Raw genomic sequence first — 22,899 nt, 5'->3', positions numbered from 1 at the left:
ACGACAAGTCGGAAACTGGGTGCCCCCGGTAAGTGGGTGTGCCCTGTTCGCGGCGACCACGGATCGTCTACCGTCGGCGCACACCCCCGAGCAGTGCCAGGAGCCGATCGATGAGCCGCTTCGTGCAGCCGGTACCACCGCCCGTCGACCCGTACGCCGGTGATGGCCTGCTGCGGTCCTGGCTGGAGCGTCACCTCGGCCCGGCCGGGCACGCCGCCGCCAAGGGCCGTCTCGCCGACCTGGCCGCGGACGTCGCCGGGCCGTTGCGCGCGGCGCACGCCGACGCGGAGGCGCATCCGCCGACGCTGGTCCGCTACGACCCGTGGGGCGCCCGGGTCGACCGGATCGACACCTCCGCCGGCTGGCAGGAGCAGCGCGCAGCCGCCGCCCGGCACGCCGTGGTCGCGCTGCCCTACCTGCCGGACGCGCGCGGCACCTGGGGTGCCGCCGCCCGGGTGGTGCAACACGCCCTGCTCCACCTGTACGGGCCGGAGTCCGCGACGTTCTCCTGCCCGGTGGCGATGGCCGACGGGGCTGCGGCGCTGCTCAGCCTGCCCGAGGTGGACAACGGCGTCCGCGACGCGTGGCTGCCCCGGCTGATCTCCACGGACCCGGCCGTGGCGATCACCAGCGGGCAGTGGATGACCGAGTCGCAGGGCGGTTCCGACCTGGGCCGTTCCAGCACGATCGGCCGGCCAGCGGTGGATGGTTCGTGGCGGCTGACCGGCGAGAAGTGGTTCTGCTCGGCCGCCGACGCGGCGATGGCGGTGGCGCTGGCCCGACCGGAGGGCTCGGGGCGCGGCAGTCGGGTGCTCGCGCCGTTCCTGGTTCCCCGCTACGCGGTCGACTCCCCGCTGGCCCACGGGCTGGCGCCGGGCGCACCCGCACCGGGCGTCACCGTGCACCGCCTCAAGGACAAGCTCGGCACCCGGGCGCTGCCCACCGCCGAGATCGGTCTGCACGACGCGTACGCCGTGCCGTTGGGCGACCCGGCGGTGCCCGGCCTGGTCCGGGCGATGACCCTGGTCGTGGTGACCCGGGTGCACAACGCCGCAGCGGCGGCGGGCGGGATGAGACGCGGTCTCGCCTACGCCCGGGCGTACGCCGACGTGCGGCACGTCGCGGGCGGCGCGCTGTCGTCCTCGCCGCTGCACCGGGCCACCCTGGGCACCCTGGCAGTCGACGCGGCCGGGGCGTTCGCCCTGGCCGGGCACGCCTTCGCCCTGCTCGGGCGGGTCGAGGTCGGCGCCGACCCGGAGGCCGCGGCGGAGCTGCGGATCGTGGCGCCGCTGGCGAAGCTGGCCACCGGCCGGCTGGCGGTCAGCTCCGCCAGCGAGTACGTGGAGAGTTTCGGTGGGGCCGGCTACGTGGAGGACACGGGGGTGCCCCGGCTGCTGCGCGACGCGCAGGTGCTGCCGATCTGGGAGGGCACCACCAACGTGCTGTCGCTGGACGTGCTGCGCGCGCTGACCCGGGAGGACGCCGGTGCGCCGCTGCTGGCCCGGCTCGCCGCCGCCGTCGACCTGGCCCGCCCGTTGTCGCCGGTGCTGGCCGACACCCTGGCCGGCGCCGCCGCACAGCTGGGCGACACCATCACCTCGGTGACCGCCGACCCGGGCTCACCGACGGTGCTCGCCGGCGCGCGTGGCCTGGCACTGCGCCTGGCGTACGCGCTGACCACCGCGTTGCTCATCGAGCACGCCGCGTGGGGCGACGAACAGGCGGCACTGGCCGCCCGGCTGTGGGCGCGTCGCTGGCTGCGGCACGAGGAGATCGCCGAGGACGCACACCACCACCTGGATCTGCTCTGCTGAACGCCCGACGACCCGTGCTCGCATCCTGACCCGTGTCAGCGCAGGGGCCCGCGGGCGACGGCGGCGCGCATGGCCGCCGGATCGCCGACCGGGACGAACTCCAGCCACCAGGTGGCGCCGGCCGCGCCGAGGTCTTCGAGGTACGCCCGTTCGGCGCGTTCGTCGGGTCGGCGGCGCCGGCCACCGATCGCCACGTCGAACGGCTGGCCGTCGGCGCGGGTCGGTGGCAGGGCGTTGACCAGCTCGCGTACCTCGTCGGGGGTGAAGTCGGACCATGTGTCGGTGTCGGTGAGCTTGTACGGAACGATGCCATCGGCGCGGGCCGCGCGGCGACGCACCGCCGCGGCCTGGGTGCTGCCGCCGACCCAGACGGGAACCCGGGGTGCCTGCACCGGTGCCGGTCGCAGCGCCACCCCGTCGGCGCGGTAGTGGGTGCCCTGGTGGTTGACCCGCTCACCGCTGAGCAGCCCGGTCAGCAGGTCGAGGCCCTCGTCGAGCATCGCGGCGCGCACCGACACCTCGGTCTGCTCGCCGAACGCGGCCAGCCCCCGGTCGCCGGGGTCTCCGACGCCGACCGCCACCGTGGCGCGGCCGGCACTGAGGTGGTCGAGGGTGAGGACCTCACGCGCCAGCTTCGCCGGGCGGCGCCGGGGCAGCGCGGTGACCGTGGTGCCCAGCCGCACCCGCCCGGTGCGTCCGGCGATCGCGGCGAGCACCAGCCACGGGTCGTAGGTGGACGGCTCGTCCCCGCTGTAGTGGATGAGGTAGTCCTCCAGGAACACGCCGTCCCAACCGGCGTGTTCGGCCAGCTCACCCAACTCCACCAGAACGGACACCGGGATGGCGGCGCCACCGCAGGAGATCTCCAGGCCATGTCTCATCCGTCGACCGTAGGACGGGGGTCTGACGCGTGTGTCGGTCACGCGGGCTTGTCGGGCCCCGGCGGCATACTGCTGGCGTGACAGCCTCTGCGGACCTCGCCATGGTCAACCTCGACAGTTCCGACCCCGCCGGCCACGCCGCGTTCTACCACCAGGCGCTCGGCTGGGAGATCACCCACAGCCAACCCGAGTACGCGATGATCAGCTCCGGTGGTGTCTCTATCGGCTTCGGGCTGGTCGAGGGTTACCGTCCGCCGTCCTGGCCGGACCCGTCGGGCGACAAGCGCTACCACCTGGACCTGTACGTCGACGACCTCGCCACGGCGGAGGAGACGTTCGTCGCGGCCGGCGCCTCGAAGCCGGACTTCCAGCCCGGCGGCGAGCGGTGGGTGGTGCTTCTCGACCCGATCGGGCAGCCGTTCTGCATCTGCCCCCGACCGCAGAGCTGAGCGGCACGCCGGGGGCGGCCGCTGCGGCTCAGTTGCTCCGACGGGACCGCGCCGCCCACACCACGTAGGCCGGGTCCCGGTCGAGGTTGTGCCGGTCCCGGTCGTAGCGGCGGGTGGTACGCGGGTCGGCGTGCCCCATCGCGTCCTGCACGTCCTCCAGCGGCACGCCCTCCGAGCGGGCGGTGGTGGCGAAGGCGTGCCGCAGGGAGTGTGGGGACAGCTTCGCCCAGGCCGGGATGCCGGCGGCCCGGGCGAGCCGGCGGACCATCCGGAACACCGAGTGCCGGTCCAGCCGGGCACCGCTGGCGGTGACCAGCAGCGGCCCGGTCAGTTGTGTCACCGGCACACCGGTGGCGGCGGCCCGCTGGGCCAGGTAGGCGTCCACGGCGTACCCGCTGCCGGGGGTGAGGGCCCGACGGCGTTGCTTGCCGCCCTTGCCGACGAAACGCACGCTGCGATGTCCGCGTTCGGTGCCGAGGTCGGTCAGATCCAGCGAGATCAGCTCCCCGACGCGCAGGCCCAGATCGGCGAGGAGAGCGATCGCCGCCCGGTTGCGCAGGGCGGTCGCGCCCGTGTCCGCGTCGGCGGCGCCGAGCAGGGCGTCCACCTCCTCGGGGGTGAGCCCGAGAGTGGCGGAGTGGTCCCGGTCGACGCGGGGCCGGTCCGCGCCGGCGACCGGGTTGGCCGGCACCGCGCCCAGCTTCACCAGGAAGTCGTACCAACTGGACAGCGCGGAGAGCCGGCGCGCCACGGTCGCCGGGGTCAGCGGCCGGCCGCTGCGGGCGGCGACTGTGGACTCCAACGCCCGGGCATAGTCGTTGACGTGCAGGAACGTGGCCCGCAGCGGGTCCAGGTCCCGGCCGGCGCACCAGGTGAGCCAGCCGGTGACGTCGCGCCGGTACGCGTCGCGGGTGTGCTCGGACAACCGCCGGTTACGCAGCCACGCCTCGGTGACCTCGACCGGCCCACTCGGCAGCGCGGGTGACGCGGACGGGCGGGCCAGCACCGGAGCGTCGGAGAACACCATGTGAAAAAGGTTCTCAGCCTCGGGTGGGATCGGCGTGCAGGCGCGCCGATCCCACCCGACACCATGATCAGGCGTTGATCTGTCGACGCCCGTCGCCGTTGGCGGTGATGGTCACCCGGCGCGGCTTGGCACGCTCGGCGACGGGGATGCGCAGCGTCAGCACCCCGTGCTCGTAGCCGGCTTCCAGCTTGTCGGTGTCCAGGGTGTCGCCGAGGAACAGCTGCCGGGTGAACGTGCCCATCGGACGTTCGGCTGCCACCAGCTCGACGCCGTCGCCGGAGGGTCGGCGACGTTCGGCCCGGACGGTGAGCACGTTGCGCTCGACGGTGCAGTCGATGGTGTCGGGGTCGACGCCGGGCAGGTCGAACGCCGCGTAGAAGTGGTCGCCGTCGCGGTAGGCGTCAAGGTGCATCATCGCGGGACGGGCCGCCGTACCGAAGAACTGCTCGGCGAGCCGGTCGATCTCGCGGAACGGGTCGGTACGCATCAACATGGTCATGCCTCCTCGGTTCTCCTGGCCGAAGGTGATGAGTTGAGCCGGGGTGACTCAACTTCCTCTTCTTATTTAGCGCATCCGCCGGCGAGCGTCAACCGCTCAACCCAGCCGCTTCTCGAACCAGTGCTCGGCGTAGGGGCCGTGCGAGTACGCCGGGATCTCGACGTAGCCGTGCCGGGCGTACAGGGCGCGGGCCTCGACCAGGTCGGCGCGGGTGTCCAGCCGTATCGCCTGCGCTCCGGCCGCCCGCACGTGCTGCTCGACGGCGGTCAGCAACGCGGCACCCCCACCGGCGCCACGATGCGCGGGTCGGACGAACACCCGGGTCAGCTCGGCCCAGCCCGAGTGCCAACGCAGCCCGGCGCACCCGGCCAGGTCGGTGCCGTGGTGGGCGAGCAGCAGCAACCCGCTCGCGTTGGTCAGGTCGTCGCTGGGCATCTCCGCGAGCACCTCGTCGACCTCGCCGGGCAGGGCCGGGCGGCGGTGGTAGCGCACCACCATCTCGGTCATGTACTCGCGCAGCAGCAGCACCGCGTCGGGCTGGTCGGGTCGGCTGACGCTGGTCGTCCAGGTTGCTCGGGCGGTGACGGTCACCAGTCGATCATCACCGCCCGGTCAACGGCATTATCCCGGTCGGTCCTGGCGGTCAGGATGGCTGGACCTGGTCGAAGAGGGCGAGGGCTTCGGCCGGATCCGGGCTCACGAGGCGTTCCAGACCGGCCGTCGTGATCGTCGCCCACCTGCTGGCCCGTGCCCACATCCGTTCCTCGAAGGCGCGGACGGCCCCGTCCAGATCTTCAGGGTCGGCAGCGATGGACTCCGCGAGCTCGGCACCGTCGAGCATCGCGAGGTTCGCGCCCGCCCCCAACGGTGGCATCAGGTGGGCGGCGTCGCCCAGCAGCGTCACCCCGCGGACGTGGGCCCAGGAGTGGGATACGGGCAGGACGTAGAAGGGGCGGTGGACGAAGGCGGTGCCGTGGCCGAGCAGGTCGAGGACGGGAGGGGCCCAGCCGTCGAACAGCGCCAGAAGGCCCGATCGCGCGGCCTCGACGTCGGCCAGGTCCAGCCCCGCGTGCCAGTCCAGCGGCGCGCGAAACTTGGTGTACACCTTGACGTGACCGCCGCTGTTGCGCTGGGCGACGACAGATCGGTTCACGCCGTACACGGCCACCGAACCGTCGCCGATCAACTGGGCGAGGTCAGGGTGGCGGGTGTCGACGTCGTCGAGGGAGGTCTCGACCGAGGTGACGCCGGTGTACTGCGGCGTCACCGGCGAGACTGCCGGGCGGACCCGGGACCAGGCGCCGTCCGCGCCCACCACGAGGTCGAACGTCTCCTGCCCCCCGTCCGCGTAACGAACCAGTACGCCATCCTGGGTCCCCGGCACCACCTGCACGACCTCTCGACCCCACCCCACGTCGAGGGAGCCGAGCAGCAGATCGCGCAGTTGCCCGCGATCGATCTCCGGATTGGCCTGCTCATCCGGAGAGGGTCGCCAGTCCCGCAGAACGGTCCCAGCGGCGTCCAGGATGCGCATGGCCTGCCCCTCCGGGCGAGACAGCACCTGGAACTCTGCCAGCAGCCCCGCCTTGTCCAGTGCCAGCTGGCCCAGTCCTTCGTGCAGGTCCAGAGCGCCGCCCGGAGGGCGGGCGTCCGGGGTGGGATCGCGTTCGAGGACGGCGACGGGGTGGCCGTGGCGGTGCAGGACACGGGCGAAGGTGAGGCCCGCGGGGCCACCCCCGACCACGGCGATACGGTGTCTCATGTCGATACACTGTATTCCCCTCGTACGATGCACAGCAACAGAACGGTGGTGACCATTGACTGTGTGGGACCGGCCCGAGCCGTCGAATCCTCCCGTGCCGCTCGACCGCGAGCGGATCGTCGCCGCCGCCATCGCGCTGGCCGACGAGGGCGGGCTGGAGGCGGTGTCGTTGCGCAAGGTCGCCGCCCGACTGAACGCCGGCCCGATGCGGCTGTACGGGTACATCTCCACCAAGCAGGAGCTGTTCGACCTCATGGTGGACGAGGTCCACGCCGAGATTCTCCCCGCAGAGCAGCCCGGTGACTGGCGAGAGGCGCTGCGCATCCTCGCCCACCGCACCAGGCAGGCCGCCCTGCGCCACGTTTGGCTGGCCGACCTGCTAGGCGGCCGTCCGACCCTGGGCCCGAACGGCATGGCCGTGACCGAGGCCAAGCTGGCCGCCCTCGACGGCTTCGCCGACATCGACACCGTTCTGCGCGCCGTGGAAATCGTCAGCTCCTACCTCACCGGCGCAATCAGGCGTGAGATCGCGAACCTGCGGGCCGAGCGCGTCACAGGCCTGTCCAAACGCGAATGGCAGCGCGCCTCCGGCCCACACCTGACGAAAATGTTGGCCACGGGCCGCTTCCCGGCACTGACCAGGGCCGTGCACGACGGCGCAGACGTGGACCCCGAAACATCCTTCGCGACGGGCCTGGACTGGGTCCTCGACGCCGTGGCCGCCAAACTCACCCGACCGCCGGCCGTTTAGCGGCGAGGGCGGGGCAGCAGGGCGATCAGCGCGACCGCCACGGCAACGTGTGTCGCCCCGAGGGTCAGCTTGGCGCCGCCGGTGGCCTCGACACCAACCAGGGGGACGAGGGACAGCAGGGTCACCGCGACGGCCAGCGAGATCCAGACCGGACGGGCGGCCCGTGGGGCGAACCGCTCCAGCAGGGCCAACGCGGCCCAGCCGAGCAGGGCAGCGCCCAGGGCGACCACGAAGATCGCGCCCGCACCGATGACCGTGGCGGGCTGACCCGGACTCTCGACGGTGTAGTCGACCCCGGCCAGCGCGCCGATCGACCAGATGGCCAGGCAGGCCACGACGGCGACGCCGACAGCGAGGGCGCGGCGGCGCAGGGTCGAGGTGGTGGGGGTCGTGACGGCGGCAGCACTCATGACGGCTCCTCGTTCAGGGGAAACGAACGAGTACGACCGTAACAGATAGTCTTGTTCGGAACTATCTTTCTCGGAACTAACAGCCCGAGCGGCTACCCGGCGCGTACGGGGAGCTGGTGGCCAACGGACCGGTCACCAGGGCCACCAGGGCACGCAGGAACACCTCGCGATCCTGCTCGGGCAGGGTCGCGAGCAGGTCCTCCTGGATGCGCTCGACCACCTGCCGCGCCCGCAGCAGGACCTCCTCCCCCGCCGGGGTCACCGCGACCAGCCGGGCGCGCCGATCCGTCGGCACGGGGCGACGCTCGGCCAGCCCGGCCCGTTCCAACTGGTCGAGCGTGACGACCATCGTGGTCTTGTCCACGCCGCACCGCTCGCCGATCTGCCGCTGGGTCAGGTCTCCGGTGCGCGCCTGCGCCAACACGTAGTGCGCCCGCGGCGAGATGCCGAGCTCGGCCAACCCCGCGGCGTGTTCGGTCTGCAGCGCGTGACTCGCCCAAGAGAGCAGGAACAACAGATCCGGGGGGCCGTCAGCGGGCGTGCAGGAGGTCATGCGCCGAGGCTAGCAAGATCCTCCGCGACGAGACGGTTCGCCAAGCGGACGATCAGGGCCGCTGGTAGATGCCGTGCTCGCGGGTCAGCAACCGCTCGTCAACCAGGTACCGACGCAGCGTCGCGTGATCCGACCCGCCCGCCGCGCACCACGCCTTGAGCGCGTCGTCGACGGCGCGCTCCGGATAGCGGGTGCCCGGTTCGAACGACCGCTCGGCGATATGTGCCAGCAGGACCCTCCGTCGGCTGCGCTGCGCCGGCAGACCCACCAGGACGCCCGCGCGCAGGAAGGTCCGCAGCACCGGGTCGGCGTCGGGCTCCGCGTCGTCGGCCGGGCGACTGTTGCGGGCGGCCGCCCGCAGCGACGCCTCGTCGACCGCCAGCGAGCCGTCCGCGCCGGTGACGAGACCCGCGTCGGCGAGCCGGCGGACCCCGGTGAGCACCACCCGCGCCGGCAGGCCGGTCCGTTCGGCGACCTCCGTCGCGCTGGTGGCACCCAGCACGATCGCTGCGAAGATCCGTCGCCGTCCGTCGTCGGCCAGGGTTCCGGCCAGAGCATGCGCAGTCACGCCGGTCACCCTCGCATCAGCTGTACGCGAGGCGCCACGCGATTTTTCCGCTGGTTCTCGCCTCCTGCGCGGGCACGGCCCTCGTCCCCGGCGTACGCCGACTCACCTGGCCAGCGACCCCGCAACCGCAACCGGTCGCACCCGTCGCTTCCCGCTGAGACCAGCGCCGGATCCTTCCCGCGAGGCGGTCAGTCAGTCGGCATCGCGTGCCATCGTCACGAAGCCACGCCACGACTCCGGGCTGAAGGCCAGCGTCGCGCCGTCGCGGTCCTTCGTGTCACGGACGAGGACCACGCCGGGAAGGTTGTCGGCAACCTCGACGCAGTCACCGCCGTTGCCGCCGCTCTTCGTGCTCTTACGCCACCGGGCGCCGATCAGGTCCATGATGCTGCCGCTTCTCTCAGAAGGTCCACGGAACGTCCTCGGGGCAGTGCCTCTCCGCGAATACGCTCCCACCGTCGTTCCAGGCTAACAAGGTCCGACATCTGATCGAGGATCTGCGCCCGTGCGGGGCTGTCGACGTGCGCGACCCTCGATCCGTCCGGCATGTCGGCGATGGTGAATGGTCCGTCGAGCCCGGGGTAACTGGGCGCGTCCGCCGGGACGATGTGGAGCTGAACGCTGCCCATCTCGGCAAAGCCAAGCAGGCGCGCGAGTTGCGACGCCATCAACGCGCGGGCGTCGCCGACGCGTCGCCTCAGCACCCCCTCGTCCAGCACAGCGATCAGCAGTGGTCCGCCGTCGCGACTCAGGATCGCCTGGCGGCTCATTCGGGCCTCGGCGAATTCGGCGACCGCGTCCGGTGCCAGCACCCCACCCGCCAGGGTCGCCCGCGCGTACGCCTCCGTCTGGAGCAGTCCGGGCACCCACGCGAGTTGAAACGACCGGAGCGTCACGGCCTCGCGTTCGAGGTCGACCCACGGCCGGAACCACACCGGTTCGCGGCGACGGACGACGTCCGGCCAAAGTGCGTCGGCATCTTTTGCCAGGAGCTTTGCGACGGTCGAGCGATGACGGCTCTGGGGAATGTGACCCGGGTTTGCCCACCTGGCGACGGTCTTCGGGTGCACGCCGATCTGACCTGCGAGGCTCTCGGCGGTGTGACCCGCCCCAGCCAGTGCTGCGACAAAGGCGTGATTCATGCCATCCCTCCCGTGGAACAAACCAACTGCCTTGAAGAGATTAGATAACGCTGTGTATTTGTCCAGCAACCCCCGGCAAGGTGCTCTGTAGACGGCGCGGCCGGCAGGGGACCCGAACCCGGCGGACGCGTTCGTAGCGGGGCCGCTTCCGTTGAGCGAGCACTCACGGGGGCGGCCCCTTCCCACACGTCGATCAGGGGGAGAGCCGTGTCCGACGAGGACGGAGAAGAAGCCCGCCCAGTACTCAGGGCTGGGGACGTGATCCGCTTGACCACCGCCGCGAGCGTCCAATTTATGAAGCCGATCGTCGTCCGGGTCATCCGCGAGCTGCCCGATCGCCACACCTACGACGGTTGGCTCTGGCTCGACGCGTACGAGTTGGGCAAGAAGGGCGAGGCGGTCGCCCGGCGCGAGCTGTTCGTAATGCGTGCGGGCGTGCAGGTGCAGGTTCAGGCCCCCCGCTCCTCCGGGGACGCCCGCTCGCTCGCACCGATCCGGCCTGTCAAAACGGTGGAGGTCGTCTGATGCCCGAGCGACCGAAGCACTCCCCCTTGCGGCCAGCGTGGCGCTGCCCGGTCTGCGGCATCCTGTGGCCGTGCTCGGCCGCGAAGCTGCACCTCCTCGGCGACTACCGCGAGGATCGGCCGGGCCTGTTGAGTCACCTGGCAAAGCTTCAGGAGGCAGCCGAATCCGATCTCATTGCGCTGAACCCGGGCGTCGCGCTGCCCGATCTGACCCCGCGTTTCGTCGGCTGGGCCGAAGCCCGCTGAGCCAGACTCCGTCGAAGCAGCTCACGAGGGCACGGGTCAGCTCGGGCTGAGCAGGCAGAACTCGTTGCCTTCGGGATCCGCGAGGACGGTCCACGCGACATCGTCGGGGCCCAGATCGACGGCGGTGGCACCGAGAGCCCGCAGTCGGGCCGCCTCGGCCTCCGGGTCGTCACCCGGATAGGGGCGGACGTCGAGATGGACGCGGTTCCACACCGTCTTCACGTCGGGTGTCCGGACGAACTCCAGGTATGGGCCGACGCCCTTGGCGGAGCGCAGCACCGCCTGGCGGTCGGTCACGTCGTGCAGGACCCAGTCCGTGGCCTGGCTCCAGAAGTCGGCCATGGCTCGCGGATCCGCGCAGTCGACCACGACCGCCGCGATCGGCCCGGTGTCCCGGTAGAGCGGTCGGGGCTCCAGCACGCAGAACTCGTTGCCCTCCGGGTCGGCCAGGACCGTCCAGGGAACGTCGCCCTGGCCCACGTCGGCAGGTGTCGCGCCGAGATCCTTCAGGCGCGCCACCACCTCCGCCTGGTGAGCCGCCGAGGTGGTGGCGAGGTCGACGTGCACGCGGTTCTTCACCGTCTTTGGTTCCGGGGAGACGACGAGGTCGATGCAGACAGCGACGGGGTCCGGGTAGACGAAGCCCACAGGTTCGAGGTTGGTTACGCCGGGGCCCTCGCTGGAGATCTCCCAGCCGAGCACCGACGCCCAGAAACCGCCCAGCGCGGAATCGTCGCGGGCCTTCATGTTGATCTGTACGAGCCGCGTTGCCATGCCGGAGATGGTAGGGCCCGTCGAGTCGGCGGTGGTGCCCACCCAGGCCCACATCCGCCGGCGTCCACTGATCAGGTCAAGCCGTCGGTGCGCAGCCGTGCGTGCAGGTGCATGTCGTGCCAGCCGTCGCTGTGGCGGACCGACCCGCGAGCCACGCCCTCGGCGGGGAAACCTGCTCGCATGGCCACCCGGCACGACGCCGGGTTGGCGGTCGAGTGCTCCAGGGCCAGCCGGTGCAGACCGGCGTCCGTGAAGCTCCACCGGGTCAGAGCTCCCAACGCCTCGGTGGCGATCCCCCGACCGCGTGCACCCGGCAGCAGCCAGTACGACAGGTGCGCCGACCCCTCGGCCAGCAGCACGCCCCGCAACCCCACCTGACCGAGCGGCCGGTCGTCCGCGTCGACGATCGCCCAGCTCGCGGACGTCTCCTCGTGCCAGTGGCCGGCCCACTGCGCCGTCCACGCCCGCGCCTCGTCGTCGCTGTCGAGACGGCGGACGTGCCAGCGTTGGATCGCTGGGCAGTCGAACGCGACCCGGACGACCCCGGCGTCGTCGTCGCGCCACGGCCGCAGTGCCAGCCCGGGGCGTACCGGTAGGTGGGGTTGGTCCTGGGCGCCGAGGCTCCCGGCGGGCAGGGCGGGTGTGACGAGCGACGGCATTCGCCCATTATCGAGCCGGGGGCTCACTCGCCGACGGGGCCGCCGGCGAGTTCGGCGACCACGTCGAGGTGGCCGAGATGGCGGGCGTACTCCTGGACCAGGTGGAACAGCACCCGCTCCAGCGACGCCGGGTCCGCGCTGTTCCAGCGCGGTCCCGGCGCTCCGATCTCCGCCAGGTCGTGCGCCGTCACCACCGCGCTGGTGTGCTCGCCCTGGGCCCGCAGCGCCGCCACCAGGTCCTCCCGGGTCTCCTCCGGGGCGACGTACCAGCGGTCGTCGCGGCGGTCGCCCCACGGGTCGGCGACGTCCCGGCCCTGGAAACCCCACTCGATCCAGCGCAGCTCGACGTGGCGCAGGTGCGTGAGCAGCTCCAGTGGGGTCCACCCCGATGGCAGCCGGCTGCGGCGCAGCTCCGTCTCGGCCAACGCCGACACCTTGGCCACAGTGGACTCGCGGAAGTAGTCCAGGTAGCGCAGGAAGACCTCGGTGCGGCTGCCGGCCGGCGCGGTGGGCTCGGGGAAGGGAATCATGATGAGGTCGGCAGGTCGCGGCCGCGCTGCCGCACGCCCGCCGCGCCGTACGGGTAGTCCCCCACCAGCGGGGCGCTCGCCTCGTCCAGCAACCGCATCTGCTCGGCGTCGAGGACCAGGTCGGCGGCCGTCAGGTTGTCGTCGAGCTGTTCGGTGGTGCGCGCGCCGAGGATGACCGAGGTGACCTCCGGTCGAGCCGCCAGCCAGGCCAGCGACACCGCCGACATGGACACGCCGCGTTCCCCGGCGACCTGACGGACCGCGTCGAGCACCCGCCAGGTGCGCTCCTCGGCGTTGCGACCGGCGTACGCCTCGACGCCGCGCTGGGGGTTCTCGCCGAGGCGGGTCGCTCCGGTGGGCGTGCTGTCGCGCTGGTACTTGCCGGTCAGCCAGCCGCCGCCCAGCGGTGACCACGGCAGGATGCCGATGCCCTCGTTCTCGCAGACCGGCACCAGCTCGAACTCGATCTCCCGAGCCAGCAGGTTGTACTGCGGTTGCAGGGTCACGATCGGGGTGAGGTTGAGGTGCTGGGTGAGCAGGGCGGCCTTCTGCAACTGCCAGCCGGTGAAGTTGCTGACCCCCGCATAGCGGATCTTTCCGGCGCTCACCGCGTCGTCGAAGAACCGCAGGGTCTCCGGCAGTGGGGTCATCGGGTCCCAGGCGTGCGCCTGGTAGAGGTCGACGGCCTCGACCCCGAGTCGCCGCAGGCTGGCGTCCAGCGCGCGGGTGAGGTGCACCCGGGACAGGCCGGCGTCGTTCGCCCCCGGGCCCATCGGGAAACGCCCCTTGGTGGCGATCACCAGCCGGTCGCGCAGGTCGGGTCGGGCCCGCAGCCAACGCCCGACGATGTCCTCCGAGACGCCGGCGGAGTAAACGTCGGCGGTGTCGATGAAGGTGCCACCGGCCTCGACGAACCGGTCCAGTTGGGCGAAGCTGCCAGCCTCGTCGGTTTCCGCGCCGAAGGTCATGGTGCCCAGGCACAGGGTCGAGACCACAGTGCCGGTGGAGCCCAGAGTGCGATAGCGCATATCGTCCTTTCGGTCCGAGTGACGAAGCTGATCTTCGCACCCGTCCCGACCACCCGCATGCGGGACAGTGCCGAACGCGGTACGGGCACCCGCGCGACCACCTCGCGGGTCATCATGAGCAGGTGAGCGACCCCGCGATCGACATTGACCGGCCTCAGCGGCTGGCTCCGGCGTCACCGCCGGGTGCGCCACCGGAGGTTGGCGCACGAGCGCACGGCCCGTGGCTGGTTTCCGCCGCGACCACTGTGACGCTACTGCTGCTGACAGGCCGGTACGGCTACCACCGCGACGAGTTGTATTTCCTGCTCGCCGGCCGACACCTCGACTGGGGCTACGTCGACCAGAGTCCGCTGGTCCCGGCGCTCGCTCGACTGCTCGACACGATCGCACCGGGCAACCTGGTGGTGCTGCGGACGCCGTCGGCGCTGCTGGCCGGTGGCGCAGTGCTGCTGGTCGCCGCCATCGCCCGGGAGCTGGGCGGCGGGCGTGGCACTCAGACCCTCGCGGCGGTGCTGGCCGCGCTGTCCGGCATCGTTCTCGCCAGCGGTCACCTGCTCAGCACCACCACCGTCGACCTGCTGGTCTGGCTGGCCGCCGTGTGGTGTGCGGTGCGGTTGCTGCGCACCGGCGACAGCCGCTGGGCGCTCGGCATCGGTCTGGCGCTCGGGGTGGGCATGCTCAGCAAGCTCCTGCCGGCGTTGCTGGCAGTGGGTCTGATCGCCGGGGTGCTCATCGCCGGGCCACGTCGGCTGCTGCGTGACCGGTGGGTGCTCGCCGCTGCCGGGGTCGCCGTGCTGCTGGCCGCTCCGAACCTCATCTGGCAGGCGGCACACGGCTTCCCGCAACTCGGCGTGGCGGCCTCCATCTCCGACGGAGACAGCTCCTACAGCGGTCGGGTCGACGCGTTGACCCTCCAGTTCGTCATCATCAGCCCGTACGCCGTACCGATCTGGATCGCGGGCCTCGTCGCGCTGCTGCGCCGACCGGCGTGGCGGGCGTACCGGGCGGTGGGCTGGGCCTGGCTGGTGGTGGTCGGCATCGTGCTGATCGCCGGCGGCAAGGGTTACTACGACGCGCCGCTGCTGCTGGTCCTCACCGCCGCCGGCGTGCTGGTCACCGTCGCGTGGGCGTCGCGCGGGTCGATCCGGCTGCGTCGAGGGCTGCTCGTGCTGGGTGTGGTGCCGTTCCTCCTGCCCAACATCGTGCTGCTGCTGCCGGTGCTGCCCGCCGAGCGGCTCCCCGGGTTCGTGGTCGACGTCAACTACGACGCCGGCGAGACGATCGGCTGGCCGGCGTTCGCGGACTCGCTCGCCGCCGTCCACGGTGGCCTGTCGCCCGAGGAGCGCTCCCGGGCGGTCATCCTGACCGGCAACTACGGCGAGGCCGGTGCGGTGGCCCGGTACGGTCCGGCCCGTGGTCTTCCGCGCGCGTACTCCGGGCACAACAGCATGGTCGACTTCGGTCGGCCGCCCGCCGAAGCGGACGTGGTCATCGCCGTCGGCTGGGAACGGCCCGACCCGCTGAACGCCTGGTTCGAGACGTGCACGCTCGCCGGGCGGGTGGACCAGCGGGTCGAGGTGGAGAACGACGAGAACGGCGGCCCGATCCACGTGTGCCGGGGGCTGCGGCGTCCGTGGGCGCAGATCTGGGACACCGAGGTACGCCACACCGGCTGACAGTGGTCAGCCGGCGCGGTCGCTGGTGAGCCAGGTGTGGATGCCGGCAAGTGCCTCGGGGCCGGAGGCGGTGTCGACGTCGCGGGCGAGATCGGCGATCGTGACCGCGGCGAGCGCCTGGCGCCACGCGTCCTCCGCTGCCCACATGGCACGGGCGACCGGGCACGGCGTGGTGCAGGAGTCGGCCGGTGTCGCGAACGGGCCGCGCTGGCGGATCTCCGTGCAGACGAAAGTGGGCCCCGGGCCGTCGACGGCCCGCACCACGTCGAGCAGGGTGATGCTCTCCGGCGCCCGGGTGAGGACGTAACCGCCCGACTTGCCCTGAACGGAGTGGATCAGGTCGGCGCGGGCGAGCGACTGGAGCTGCTTGGCGAGGTAGCTGCTGGAGACATCGTGCAGCTCCGCCAGTTTGGCCGCCGGGACGGGCGTGCTGCTGGTCGTGAGGACCACGCAGCAGTGCAGCGCCCACTCGACCCCGCCGGACATCTTCATGACCTCACCCTAGCCAACCCCGGATACTCGGACTCGCAATGTCCGAGTATTGTTCTCGGATAGGAGAGGTCCGAGTTTGGCTTGAGCGAGGAAAGCCGGACAGACGACCACATATAACGGGAAGGTGCATGAGCATGAAGATCGCCGTACTGGGTGGGACCGGCCTCATCGGGTCGCAGGTCGTCAAGATCTTGCAGGCCGCCGGGCATGAGGCGGTGCCGCACTCGCTGTCCACCGGGGTGGACCTCCTCAGCGGGCAGGGGCTGTCCGAGGCGCTCACCGGCGCCGACGTCGTCGTCAACCTGACCAACTCGCCGACCTTCGACGACGCCTCCCCCGCCTTCTTCCAGACGACCATGGACAACCTCCTGGCCGCCGCCGAGCGTGCGGGCGTCGGTCACGCGGTGGTGCTCTCCATCGTCGGCGTGGACCAGGTGCCCGACCTGGCCTACTACCGCGCCAAGACCCTCCAGGAGGACATCCTCAAGGCCGGTCCGGTTCCGTACTCGATCGTCCGCGCCACCCAGTTCTTCGAGTTCGTCGAGTCGATCCTCTCCTGGACCGCCGACGAGAAGACCGTTCGCCTGCCCAGCACCCCGGTGCAGCCGATGGCCGCCGCCGACGTGGCGCAGGCCGTCGCCGACGTCAGCATGGGCGCGCCGCTGCGGGGCATCCGCAACGTCGCCGGCCCCGAGGTCTTCGCCCTCGACGAGTTGGGGCGCATCACCCTCGCCGCCCGTGGTGACCAGCGCACCGTCACGACCGACAACAGCGCTGGCATGTTCGCCGCCGCACCCGACGACGTCCTCGTCGCCCCCGACGGCGCCGTCATCGCGCCCACCGCCTACCGGGAGTGGCTGGGCCGCCAGGGCTGAGCGTCGGGCCCTACCCGCACGTCGCCGTGGCAGTCGATCACCGCGGCGACGTGCGGGTACGGCTTTGCCACTCGTGGTCGAGGATCGCGAACACGAGCCGGTCAGCCCACTCCCCCGCGAACAGATAGCTCGCGACGTGGTGTGCCTCGCGGCGCATGCCGAGCCGGGCCATCAGCCGGGCGGAGGCGGCGTTGCGCCCGTGACACCGGCCATAGATCCGGTGCAGGCCGAACTCGGTGAAACCCCAGTCCACCAACGCCGAAGCGGCTTCCGTCGCCAACCCGCGGCCCCCATGGTCGGGGTTGAACACGAAACCGATCTCAGCCGTACGGTCGAGCTGGCTGCGCCACACCAACTCCACGGTCCCGATCACCCCCGCTTCACCGACCGCGGCCAATGCCAGGCAGTCCCCCTCCGCGCGCAGCGCGTCCTCGCCGGCCATGGCGAGCACCGACGACCGCGACTGCTCACGCGTACGCGGCTCGGCACCGAGCATCCAGCGAACGACGTCGGGTCGACGCTGGTACGCGTACACGTCATCGAGGTCGTCGATGGTGAACGGACGCAGCGTGAGCCGAGCGGTGCGGATCGGATAGGTCGGCTGGAACATCAGGCGAACTCCCGCATCGTCTGCGGGCGGCCGTCATCGTGGGCCTCGGCGTCCCCTGCCGCTCCGGGATCGGGGCGGCGCGGTAGCAGCAACGGGCTGGCGAGGATCATCAGTCCCGCGACCAGGATGGCCGTGCGAGGGCTGGTGGCGGCGGCGAACAGTCCGCCGAGCGCGCTGAGGACCGCGATGGTGGCACCGCTGCCGATCGACCAGGCCGTCAGAGTCCGGACCACGCGGTCCTTCGGCGTCTGCTCCAAGCGGTAGGTGGCGAGAACCGGGTTGTACAGGCTCATGCTGATGATGATCGCAAGTTCGACGACGATCACCGTGGCGAGCCCGACGACACCGGGCTGGACGAAGGCGAGGCCGACCAGCCAGATCGCGCGCAACGTGCCCACGGTGCGGATGATCCGGTGTCGGCCGTACCTCGCGACGACCCGGCGGGCCAGGCGTGAGCCGATGAGCCCGCCGACGCAGGGCACGGCGAAGGCAAGCCCGTACTGCCAGGGTGGGAACCCGAGTTCGCCGAGCAGGAGCACGGCCAGCAGTGGCTCGGTGGCCATGATCAGCCCACTGACGAGCAGCTGGTTGAGGTAGAGCGCCCGCAGGCCACTGTGGGTCAGAAGGTGCCGCCAGCCGTCGAGCACCTCGCTGGCACGCACCCGGCGGCCGCCACCGCGCCGGGGGTGTTCCTCCCGCCCGCCGATCGCCGTGATCCCCAGCGCGGAGAGCAGATAGCTCACGGCATCGGCCACGATGGTGGCGACCGGGCCGAACAGGCCGACCGCCGCGCCGCCCAGCGGCGGCCCGAACGCGATGGCGCTCCAGGTCGTCGACTCGAACCTCGCGTTGGCCACGAGCAGGTCGTCCGGCCGGACGAGGGCCTTGAGGTAGGCGCCGCTGGCCGCACCGAAAGCGATCCTGGCGGTGGCGACGACTGCCGAGACGACCAACAACTGCGCGAACCCGAGCCGGCCGAGCGCGTACGCGATGGGGATCGTCAGCAGCACCGCGAACCGGGTCAGATCCATCACGACCATCACCGGCCGTTTGCGGCGGAACTCCACCCACGGCCCGAGCGGCAACGCGACCAGCGCGCCCACCGCCGGCCCCACAGCCGACAGCGCGGACACCTGGGCGGGGCTGGCGTCCAACACCAGCACGGCGATCAGCGGTAGGGCACCGAAGCCGAAGCCGGAACCGTAGGCGCTGACCGCGTACGCCGCCCACAACCACCGGAACCGCCGACCCAGGGATCGTCTCGCCGCCACACCCCACCCCCGCTTCCAACAACCTGCCGTTGGCCGGTGCGATCAAAGCAAGGGCGCAGAGGCCAGATCAAACAACCGAACCGACGGTGAGCCACAACCAGATGTTGTGGAAGTAGGGTTCCTGGCGTGGATCTCGACGCCGTACGCACGTTCGTCGCCGCCGCCGACGCCGGTCAGTTCCAGGACGCCGCCACCGCGCTGTCGATCACCCAGCAGGCCGTGTCCAAGCGCATCGCCGCCCTGGAAAAGGATCTTCAGGTACGACTGTTCAACCGCACCGCTCGCGGCGCCCAGCTCACGATCGACGGCCAGACCTTCCTGCCCCACGCCCGGGAACTGCTGCGCGTCGAGGCGCGCGCCGACGCCTCCGTACGCCCCGGTCGGCGCGCCCTGCGCGTGGATGTGCACAGTCGGCGCATCGCCCCGGCGGTGCTGTTGCAGGACTTCCACCGGGCGTACCCCCGCATCGAGCTGGATGTCGTCACCCTCGACGCCGATGTCCATGCCGCGATGGCCGCCGTCGAGGCGGGGGCGGTCGACGCCACGTTCCACGCCGTCCCCATCCCGGCCCGCCATCTGCCCGACGGGATCAGGACCGCCCGCGTGATTGACGAACACCACGAACTCCTCGTCGGGCCACGCCACGCCCTCGCCAACGCCCGCACCGTCACGCCCGCACAGCTCGCCGCGCACCGCATCTGGATGCCCGGCATGGCCCCCGGCACCGAGTGGGCGGACTACTACGACGAACTCGCCGCCGCGTTCGGCCTCACCATCGATCTGGTCGGGCCGGTCTTCGGCAACGAGGCACTGTTGGCCGAGATCGCCGACTCCGCGGAACTGGCGACGTTCGCCGGCGAACGCACCCGGTACCTGTGGCCGGACAGCTACGACCTGCGGCGCATACCGGTACGCGGGCCGGCGCCGATCTATCCCATGTCGCTGATCTGGCGCGACGACAACCCGCATCCCGCGCTCGCCACACTCTGCAATCACCTCGATTCGCGACGATCGAGCCCAGCCGATGCGGAGATCTGGCTGCCAACGTGGGCATGACCAGCGGCGGACCGTCCCGCCGCGCCTGTCAGGGGCGCGACGGGACGGCGTGACCTACTTGACCACCCACCGCAGGCGGCGGGTACGCCACAGGGCCGCCATGCCGATCAGGATCAGCAGGATCCCGACCGCCGCGATGGTGAGGATGGGTGAACCGGTGATCGGCAGTCCACCGCCGCCACCGCCTGGCGGGCCGCTCGGCGCCGGGTTCGCCTTGTTCAGGCCGACGAAGTCGGGGATCTCGTCGGCGCCGCCCAGGTAGGCCTGCTTCTCGTCCGAGGATCTCGTGACCTCGGTGAGCGACCTGTCAACGGTGGTCGGCAGGCCCGCGTGCTGCTCCTTGAACGTGGTGTCACTCAGCTTGGTCGTCTTGACCGGCTGCGTGAAGTCGACGCCACCCGTGGTCACCTGCACACCGTTCGGCAGTTCGTACGTGGTGCCGGAGATCTCCTTCACGTACTGGTTGAAGACGTCGACCGGGTTCCAGTCATCCTCGCGCTCCAGAGTGCTGACGTCGTTACTGTCGATGCCGGCATCGGCCGCGCGACCGTCGGCCGCCATCCGGCCGCGGTACCACTCGGCGGCCACCCGGCTGATGTAGACCCGGCGCAGGTCCTTGAACCCGGGCGCGTCATTCACGGCCTTGTTCAGTTCCGGCAGGAGCAGGTCCCGGTAGACGGCCATGGACGGCTCCGGATTGGCTGGACACTTGAAGTCCGGGTCCCCGGGAATCGTGAAGTCGAACGCCTCGGCCTTCACCTCGAGCGGCGCGTCGAGGATGTAAAGGCGGTTCCCCTCCTCGCGGATCGTCGCCGTCTTCGGCACGATCCACTGCCGGATGCAGGCCCCGTCCAGGCCGGTCATCCGGTTCCAGTACTCCAGGCCGACCGCCGTCTTCGGGTCCTGGAATCGCGTCCACGCCCGCTTCAACTCCAGGTCGGCTTCGAGCAGGATGCGCCCGACCTCGGTCCGGCCGAGGGACTGGTCGATCACCTTGTCCGGCTGACTCGGGTTGAGGTTCACCCAGAAACGCGACGGCTCCACGGCCATCCAGGTGTTGAGTGCCTCGTCGGCGTCGTAGATCTGGTCGGTGCCGTCCTTGGACTCCTGGCCCGGGGTGGTCGCCGTCTCGAACGAGTACGTGTCGCCACCCGATCCCCCACCGTCCGTCACATAGCGCAACTGGACCGACGAGAAGTCGATGCCACCGGGCCGGATCGGCCCCATCTGCTTGCCGGCTGCCTTGCTGACCGCGCTGCCCTTGGCCAACACCTCGGGTGACTTCGGAAGGATGGGACCCGAGGCCTTCGTCTCGTTGAGCAGCGTCTGGACCGCGACCTGCTTCGCACCCGTGTTGCGGTTGTTGGTCCGATCCCGCAGAACCTTTTCGTCCTCGCCCGGCGCGGCGTTCCACCGGTAGCTGTAGGTGAACTTGTCCCGGACCTTCGCGTTCTCCAGCGCCGGGTTGCAGGTCTTCTTGCAGGGCTCGATCTCGGAGTATCCCTCCTTGATCGGCGACGCCTTGGCCGGCTGGTACGACACCTTGCCGGTCTTCGGGTCGAACTCGATGCGCGGGGCCTTGCCCTGCATCTGTTCGATCAGTCGGATCTCGGCGTGCTTCGCACCGTCGCTGTAGCCGATGATGTACTTGCCATCCTGCAGCTGGGCGATCGCGTAGTTGCCCCGGACGTTGGTGTAAAGCTTGTCGGTGGTCTTCGGCGGCCGGTTGTACCGGAGATCCAACCGCGCCTCCTGCAGGTACGTGCTCAGCTTGTGGCACCCGTAACCGACCAGTCCCTGAGGCGTGATTGGAGCACACCGGGCATCGATGATCGGCCAGTCCGCGACGGCGCGTGGCCCGGCGTGGCTGGCGGCCGGCGCAATGCCGATCACCGACCAGATCAGGACCAGGACCGCGGCGAGTCGCGTCAGCACCGCGATCCTCGAGCGCTCCTTGATGTCATTGCCCATCAAATTCGCTGTTCCCCTCCGCACCCGTGACACAAAGGCCCCCAACGCGCGTGGAAGATCGCGCGGCGGCACGGGTGTATTTCTGTTAACCCGTTTGTCAAAGACGGGTGATGACATGCCCGAGTGTCAATGCCACGCGGCCTTGAGGGATGTTAGATGGCCGTTCTTTAGCGGGTGGCCCCGGCCGACATTTCGGGCAGGAGTCAGAGGTCAGACTGGTCGGCGTAGTTGCCGGTGGCGATGTCCCACGAGAGCCCGTCCCAGTAGTTGTCCGAGGTCATCGCCGGTGCGTCCCACTCCCCGATGACCCGCTGCATCTCGTTCTTGGCGTCTTCCCACCCGTCCGGGTCGCCGCCGACGATTGCGGGCGCCAGACGTGCGACCAGGCGCAGCGAACGAGCGTACAGGTCGAGCGACGAGTTCACGAACGTCCGGGTCCGACTGTCATCGATGACCAGCACGGCACCGGTTTCCAGGTTGAGGCAGAATTCGCCGCCCCACGCGTCCGTGCCGTAGCCGAATCGCAACAGGCCATCCCGAAAGATCAGGTCCGGGCCGAGCAGAAACAGGTCGTACTCGTCGAGTCGCAGCGATTCCGGCAGGTCGGCCGCGACCATCCGCTCCCGCAACTCCGGCGACAGCGACTCCCACCCGTCCAGCTTGCCCAGTGACGACATGGCCGCCAATCTATCGAGCGCCGACCAGCAACGCGGGGACCAACTCGGCCAGGACCGGCGGGTCGCTCGCTCACGCCGGTCCACCCGGTCGGTCCTCGTCACCCACGCGTGGCCCTCTGATCTAGCCTGGTGAGATGCTGTCGCAGGTGAAGGGCTTGTCCCGACATTTCACTGAGGAGACCCTGCGCGCGTACCTCATCGGTCGTTCGGTCCGTCGAGACGACGGCTGCCTGATCGTGCGCGGTTACGGCAGCCAGCGGGGCGTGTACCAGAAGGTCGCCGGGCGGGCCTGGGCCCACATCACGGCCTACGTCGTCTTCGTCGGTGGATACGACCCCGGGTTGGACGTGCGCCACCTGTGTGGCGCGCCGGACTGCATCGAACCCACCCATCTCCAGCAGGTGACCCACGCCGAGAACTGCCGCAACCGCACCCAGCAGCCGCGTTGCCGAAACGGGCACGAGCGGGAGCTCGATCCAACGAGTGGTCGCTACCGCACTGTGTGTCGAGTGTGCAACAGCGAGGCGCAGAAGAGGTGGCGCGTACGGCAGTCCGAAGAGGTTGCCGCAGCACGGGCCGCGTACGGCCGGCAGGTGGGCTGAGCGCGCGGGACACGCGCCCTTCGCACGATCTTCACCGGCCGGCTCCTGCCCC

28 protein-coding genes are annotated in these 22,899 nt (G+C 70.8%); 9 read left to right on the top strand and 19 right to left on the bottom strand.

Annotation, left to right across the window (positions count from 1 at the left end; genetic code table 11):
- Positions 1–110 precede the first annotated feature (110 nt).
- Complete coding sequence (locus tag AC3CF1_RS02990; protein WP_488449472.1) at positions 111–1,814, top strand: acyl-CoA dehydrogenase family protein; 1,704 nt, start codon at positions 111–113, stop codon at positions 1,812–1,814.
- Positions 1,815–1,849: 35 nt separating this feature from the next.
- Here AC3CF1_RS02990 and AC3CF1_RS02985 read toward each other — a convergent pair whose 3' ends face one another.
- Positions 1,850–2,695: an LLM class flavin-dependent oxidoreductase gene (locus AC3CF1_RS02985; RefSeq protein WP_488449471.1), complete on the bottom strand. Its 846-nt coding sequence runs from the start codon at positions 2,693–2,695 to the stop codon at positions 1,850–1,852.
- 77 nt (positions 2,696–2,772) lie between these two features.
- On the opposite strand from AC3CF1_RS02985, the gene AC3CF1_RS02980 reads away from it, so the two are divergent.
- Positions 2,773–3,144, top strand: a complete 372-nt coding sequence (locus tag AC3CF1_RS02980) for a VOC family protein (RefSeq protein WP_099853547.1) — start codon at positions 2,773–2,775, stop codon at positions 3,142–3,144.
- Between the two features lie 28 nt (positions 3,145–3,172).
- On the opposite strand, the gene AC3CF1_RS02975 is transcribed toward AC3CF1_RS02980, so the two are convergent.
- The 4 genes from AC3CF1_RS02975 to AC3CF1_RS02960 form a co-directional block, all read right to left on the bottom strand.
- Positions 3,173–4,171 carry a tyrosine-type recombinase/integrase gene (locus AC3CF1_RS02975; protein WP_488449470.1) on the bottom strand — a complete coding sequence of 333 codons (999 nt, stop codon included), beginning with the start codon at positions 4,169–4,171 and terminating at the stop codon, positions 3,173–3,175.
- A 67-nt stretch (positions 4,172–4,238) separates the two neighbouring features.
- On the bottom strand, positions 4,239–4,664 hold the full coding sequence (locus AC3CF1_RS02970; protein WP_088951751.1) for an Hsp20/alpha crystallin family protein: 426 nt from the start codon (positions 4,662–4,664) through the stop codon (positions 4,239–4,241).
- Between the two features lie 102 nt (positions 4,665–4,766).
- Complete coding sequence (locus AC3CF1_RS02965) at positions 4,767–5,261, bottom strand: GNAT family N-acetyltransferase (protein ID WP_488449469.1); 495 nt, start codon at positions 5,259–5,261, stop codon at positions 4,767–4,769.
- A 52-nt stretch (positions 5,262–5,313) separates the two neighbouring features.
- A complete protein-coding gene (locus AC3CF1_RS02960) occupies positions 5,314–6,432 on the bottom strand; it encodes an FAD-dependent oxidoreductase (RefSeq protein WP_488449468.1) in 1,119 nt (372 codons plus the stop codon).
- 94 nt (positions 6,433–6,526) lie between these two features.
- Between AC3CF1_RS02960 and AC3CF1_RS02955 the strand changes: the two genes are divergently transcribed.
- Positions 6,527–7,183 carry a TetR/AcrR family transcriptional regulator gene (locus tag AC3CF1_RS02955; protein WP_488449467.1) on the top strand — a complete coding sequence of 219 codons (657 nt, stop codon included), beginning with the start codon at positions 6,527–6,529 and terminating at the stop codon, positions 7,181–7,183.
- Here the strand turns inward: AC3CF1_RS02955 and AC3CF1_RS02950 are convergent.
- The 5 genes from AC3CF1_RS02950 to AC3CF1_RS02930 form a co-directional block, all read right to left on the bottom strand.
- A complete protein-coding gene (locus AC3CF1_RS02950) occupies positions 7,180–7,593 on the bottom strand; it encodes a DUF6069 family protein (RefSeq protein WP_210926533.1) in 414 nt (137 codons plus the stop codon). The two genes, AC3CF1_RS02955 and AC3CF1_RS02950, sit on opposite strands and share 4 nt — an antisense overlap.
- Before the next feature lie 76 nt (positions 7,594–7,669).
- Complete coding sequence (locus AC3CF1_RS02945; RefSeq protein ID WP_488449466.1) at positions 7,670–8,146, bottom strand: MarR family winged helix-turn-helix transcriptional regulator; 477 nt, start codon at positions 8,144–8,146, stop codon at positions 7,670–7,672.
- Between the two features lie 52 nt (positions 8,147–8,198).
- Positions 8,199–8,714: a DUF2087 domain-containing protein gene (locus tag AC3CF1_RS02940; RefSeq protein WP_488449465.1), complete on the bottom strand. Its 516-nt coding sequence runs from the start codon at positions 8,712–8,714 to the stop codon at positions 8,199–8,201.
- 192 nt (positions 8,715–8,906) lie between these two features.
- A complete protein-coding gene (locus tag AC3CF1_RS02935; protein WP_488449464.1) occupies positions 8,907–9,098 on the bottom strand; it encodes a DUF397 domain-containing protein in 192 nt (63 codons plus the stop codon).
- Positions 9,089–9,856 (bottom strand): DUF5753 domain-containing protein, encoded by a 768-nt coding sequence (locus AC3CF1_RS02930; RefSeq protein ID WP_488452032.1) that lies wholly within the window; start codon positions 9,854–9,856, stop codon positions 9,089–9,091. Before AC3CF1_RS02930 ends, AC3CF1_RS02935 begins: the two co-directional genes overlap by 10 nt.
- A gap of 207 nt (positions 9,857–10,063) precedes the next feature.
- Here AC3CF1_RS02930 and AC3CF1_RS02925 point away from each other — a divergent pair, with 207 nt between their 5' ends.
- Together AC3CF1_RS02925 and AC3CF1_RS02920 are read left to right on the top strand one after the other, a co-directional pair.
- Positions 10,064–10,381 carry a hypothetical protein gene (locus tag AC3CF1_RS02925; RefSeq protein ID WP_210926531.1) on the top strand — a complete coding sequence of 106 codons (318 nt, stop codon included), beginning with the start codon at positions 10,064–10,066 and terminating at the stop codon, positions 10,379–10,381.
- Positions 10,381–10,626: a flavin reductase gene (locus tag AC3CF1_RS02920; RefSeq protein WP_488449463.1), complete on the top strand. Its 246-nt coding sequence runs from the start codon at positions 10,381–10,383 to the stop codon at positions 10,624–10,626. Before AC3CF1_RS02925 ends, AC3CF1_RS02920 begins: the two co-directional genes overlap by 1 nt.
- Before the next feature lie 36 nt (positions 10,627–10,662).
- Here the strand turns inward: AC3CF1_RS02920 and AC3CF1_RS02915 are convergent, their stop codons facing one another.
- The 4 genes from AC3CF1_RS02915 to AC3CF1_RS02900 form a co-directional block, all read right to left on the bottom strand.
- Positions 10,663–11,400 carry a VOC family protein gene (locus tag AC3CF1_RS02915; protein ID WP_357997565.1) on the bottom strand — a complete coding sequence of 246 codons (738 nt, stop codon included), beginning with the start codon at positions 11,398–11,400 and terminating at the stop codon, positions 10,663–10,665.
- A gap of 71 nt (positions 11,401–11,471) precedes the next feature.
- A complete protein-coding gene (locus AC3CF1_RS02910) occupies positions 11,472–12,059 on the bottom strand; it encodes a GNAT family N-acetyltransferase (RefSeq protein ID WP_141909405.1) in 588 nt (195 codons plus the stop codon).
- Between the two features lie 23 nt (positions 12,060–12,082).
- Positions 12,083–12,589, bottom strand: a complete 507-nt coding sequence (locus AC3CF1_RS02905; protein WP_488449462.1) for a mycothiol transferase — start codon at positions 12,587–12,589, stop codon at positions 12,083–12,085.
- Positions 12,586–13,617 (bottom strand): aldo/keto reductase, encoded by a 1,032-nt coding sequence (locus tag AC3CF1_RS02900; protein WP_488449461.1) that lies wholly within the window; start codon positions 13,615–13,617, stop codon positions 12,586–12,588. The genes AC3CF1_RS02905 and AC3CF1_RS02900 overlap by 4 nt, the downstream gene beginning before the upstream one ends.
- A gap of 122 nt (positions 13,618–13,739) precedes the next feature.
- Here AC3CF1_RS02900 and AC3CF1_RS02895 point away from each other — a divergent pair, with 122 nt between their 5' ends.
- Complete coding sequence (locus tag AC3CF1_RS02895) at positions 13,740–15,293, top strand: glycosyltransferase family 39 protein (RefSeq protein WP_488449460.1); 1,554 nt, start codon at positions 13,740–13,742, stop codon at positions 15,291–15,293.
- A 6-nt stretch (positions 15,294–15,299) separates the two neighbouring features.
- On the opposite strand, the gene AC3CF1_RS02890 is transcribed toward AC3CF1_RS02895, so the two are convergent.
- The gene (locus AC3CF1_RS02890; protein WP_354981904.1) at positions 15,300–15,785 is read right to left on the bottom strand and encodes an RrF2 family transcriptional regulator; all 486 of its coding nucleotides are present in this window, start codon (positions 15,783–15,785) and stop codon (positions 15,300–15,302) included.
- Positions 15,786–15,919: 134 nt separating this feature from the next.
- Between AC3CF1_RS02890 and AC3CF1_RS02885 the strand changes: the two genes are divergently transcribed.
- The gene (locus AC3CF1_RS02885; protein WP_488449459.1) at positions 15,920–16,660 is read left to right on the top strand and encodes an SDR family oxidoreductase; all 741 of its coding nucleotides are present in this window, start codon (positions 15,920–15,922) and stop codon (positions 16,658–16,660) included.
- A gap of 37 nt (positions 16,661–16,697) precedes the next feature.
- Here the strand turns inward: AC3CF1_RS02885 and AC3CF1_RS02880 are convergent, their stop codons facing one another.
- On the bottom strand, positions 16,698–17,270 hold the full coding sequence (locus AC3CF1_RS02880) for a GNAT family N-acetyltransferase (protein ID WP_488449458.1): 573 nt from the start codon (positions 17,268–17,270) through the stop codon (positions 16,698–16,700).
- Positions 17,270–18,541: an MFS transporter gene (locus tag AC3CF1_RS02875; protein WP_488449457.1), complete on the bottom strand. Its 1,272-nt coding sequence runs from the start codon at positions 18,539–18,541 to the stop codon at positions 17,270–17,272. Before AC3CF1_RS02875 ends, AC3CF1_RS02880 begins: the two co-directional genes overlap by 1 nt.
- A 126-nt stretch (positions 18,542–18,667) precedes the next feature.
- Here AC3CF1_RS02875 and AC3CF1_RS02870 point away from each other — a divergent pair, with 126 nt between their 5' ends.
- Positions 18,668–19,597 carry a LysR family transcriptional regulator gene (locus AC3CF1_RS02870; protein ID WP_488449456.1) on the top strand — a complete coding sequence of 310 codons (930 nt, stop codon included), beginning with the start codon at positions 18,668–18,670 and terminating at the stop codon, positions 19,595–19,597.
- A 54-nt stretch (positions 19,598–19,651) separates the two neighbouring features.
- Here AC3CF1_RS02870 and AC3CF1_RS02865 read toward each other — a convergent pair whose 3' ends face one another.
- Positions 19,652–21,685: a hypothetical protein gene (locus AC3CF1_RS02865; protein ID WP_488449455.1), complete on the bottom strand. Its 2,034-nt coding sequence runs from the start codon at positions 21,683–21,685 to the stop codon at positions 19,652–19,654.
- A gap of 86 nt (positions 21,686–21,771) precedes the next feature.
- Positions 21,772–22,245: an SUKH-4 family immunity protein gene (locus AC3CF1_RS02860; RefSeq protein WP_328534400.1), complete on the bottom strand. Its 474-nt coding sequence runs from the start codon at positions 22,243–22,245 to the stop codon at positions 21,772–21,774.
- A gap of 134 nt (positions 22,246–22,379) precedes the next feature.
- Here AC3CF1_RS02860 and AC3CF1_RS02855 point away from each other — a divergent pair, with 134 nt between their 5' ends.
- Entirely contained in the window at positions 22,380–22,847 is a 468-nt protein-coding gene (locus AC3CF1_RS02855) for an HNH endonuclease (RefSeq protein WP_327644152.1), read from the top strand.
- Positions 22,848–22,899 lie beyond the last annotated feature (52 nt).

The organism is Micromonospora sp. MGP-C2 (assembly GCF_057766525.1).
The sequence above is the reverse complement of the archived record's forward strand: the minus strand, read 5'-3'. Positions and strand labels throughout refer to the sequence as shown.

Excerpts from the sequence above, each read along its gene's own strand:
- AC3CF1_RS02990 (WP_488449472.1), top strand. The coding sequence starts at position 111 with ATGAGCCGCTTCGTGCAGCCGGTACCACCGCCCGTCGACCCGTACGCC.
- AC3CF1_RS02985 (WP_488449471.1), bottom strand. The coding sequence starts at position 2,695 with ATGAGACATGGCCTGGAGATCTCCTGCGGTGGCGCCGCCATCCCGGTG.
- AC3CF1_RS02975 (WP_488449470.1), bottom strand. The coding sequence starts at position 4,171 with ATGGTGTTCTCCGACGCTCCGGTGCTGGCCCGCCCGTCCGCGTCACCC.
- AC3CF1_RS02970 (WP_088951751.1), bottom strand. The coding sequence starts at position 4,664 with ATGTTGATGCGTACCGACCCGTTCCGCGAGATCGACCGGCTCGCCGAG.
- AC3CF1_RS02960 (WP_488449468.1), bottom strand. The coding sequence starts at position 6,432 with ATGAGACACCGTATCGCCGTGGTCGGGGGTGGCCCCGCGGGCCTCACC.
- AC3CF1_RS02950 (WP_210926533.1), bottom strand. The coding sequence starts at position 7,593 with ATGAGTGCTGCCGCCGTCACGACCCCCACCACCTCGACCCTGCGCCGC.
- AC3CF1_RS02945 (WP_488449466.1), bottom strand. The coding sequence starts at position 8,146 with ATGACCTCCTGCACGCCCGCTGACGGCCCCCCGGATCTGTTGTTCCTG.
- AC3CF1_RS02935 (WP_488449464.1), bottom strand. The coding sequence starts at position 9,098 with ATGGACCTGATCGGCGCCCGGTGGCGTAAGAGCACGAAGAGCGGCGGC.
- AC3CF1_RS02930 (WP_488452032.1), bottom strand. The coding sequence starts at position 9,856 with ATGAATCACGCCTTTGTCGCAGCACTGGCTGGGGCGGGTCACACCGCC.
- AC3CF1_RS02920 (WP_488449463.1), top strand. The coding sequence starts at position 10,381 with ATGCCCGAGCGACCGAAGCACTCCCCCTTGCGGCCAGCGTGGCGCTGC.
- AC3CF1_RS02915 (WP_357997565.1), bottom strand. The coding sequence starts at position 11,400 with ATGGCAACGCGGCTCGTACAGATCAACATGAAGGCCCGCGACGATTCC.
- AC3CF1_RS02910 (WP_141909405.1), bottom strand. The coding sequence starts at position 12,059 with ATGCCGTCGCTCGTCACACCCGCCCTGCCCGCCGGGAGCCTCGGCGCC.
- AC3CF1_RS02905 (WP_488449462.1), bottom strand. The coding sequence starts at position 12,589 with ATGATTCCCTTCCCCGAGCCCACCGCGCCGGCCGGCAGCCGCACCGAG.
- AC3CF1_RS02900 (WP_488449461.1), bottom strand. The coding sequence starts at position 13,617 with ATGCGCTATCGCACTCTGGGCTCCACCGGCACTGTGGTCTCGACCCTG.
- AC3CF1_RS02890 (WP_354981904.1), bottom strand. The coding sequence starts at position 15,785 with ATGAAGATGTCCGGCGGGGTCGAGTGGGCGCTGCACTGCTGCGTGGTC.
- AC3CF1_RS02885 (WP_488449459.1), top strand. The coding sequence starts at position 15,920 with ATGAAGATCGCCGTACTGGGTGGGACCGGCCTCATCGGGTCGCAGGTC.
- AC3CF1_RS02880 (WP_488449458.1), bottom strand. The coding sequence starts at position 17,270 with ATGTTCCAGCCGACCTATCCGATCCGCACCGCTCGGCTCACGCTGCGT.
- AC3CF1_RS02865 (WP_488449455.1), bottom strand. The coding sequence starts at position 21,685 with ATGTCATCACCCGTCTTTGACAAACGGGTTAACAGAAATACACCCGTG.
- AC3CF1_RS02860 (WP_328534400.1), bottom strand. The coding sequence starts at position 22,245 with ATGTCGTCACTGGGCAAGCTGGACGGGTGGGAGTCGCTGTCGCCGGAG.
- AC3CF1_RS02855 (WP_327644152.1), top strand. The coding sequence starts at position 22,380 with ATGCTGTCGCAGGTGAAGGGCTTGTCCCGACATTTCACTGAGGAGACC.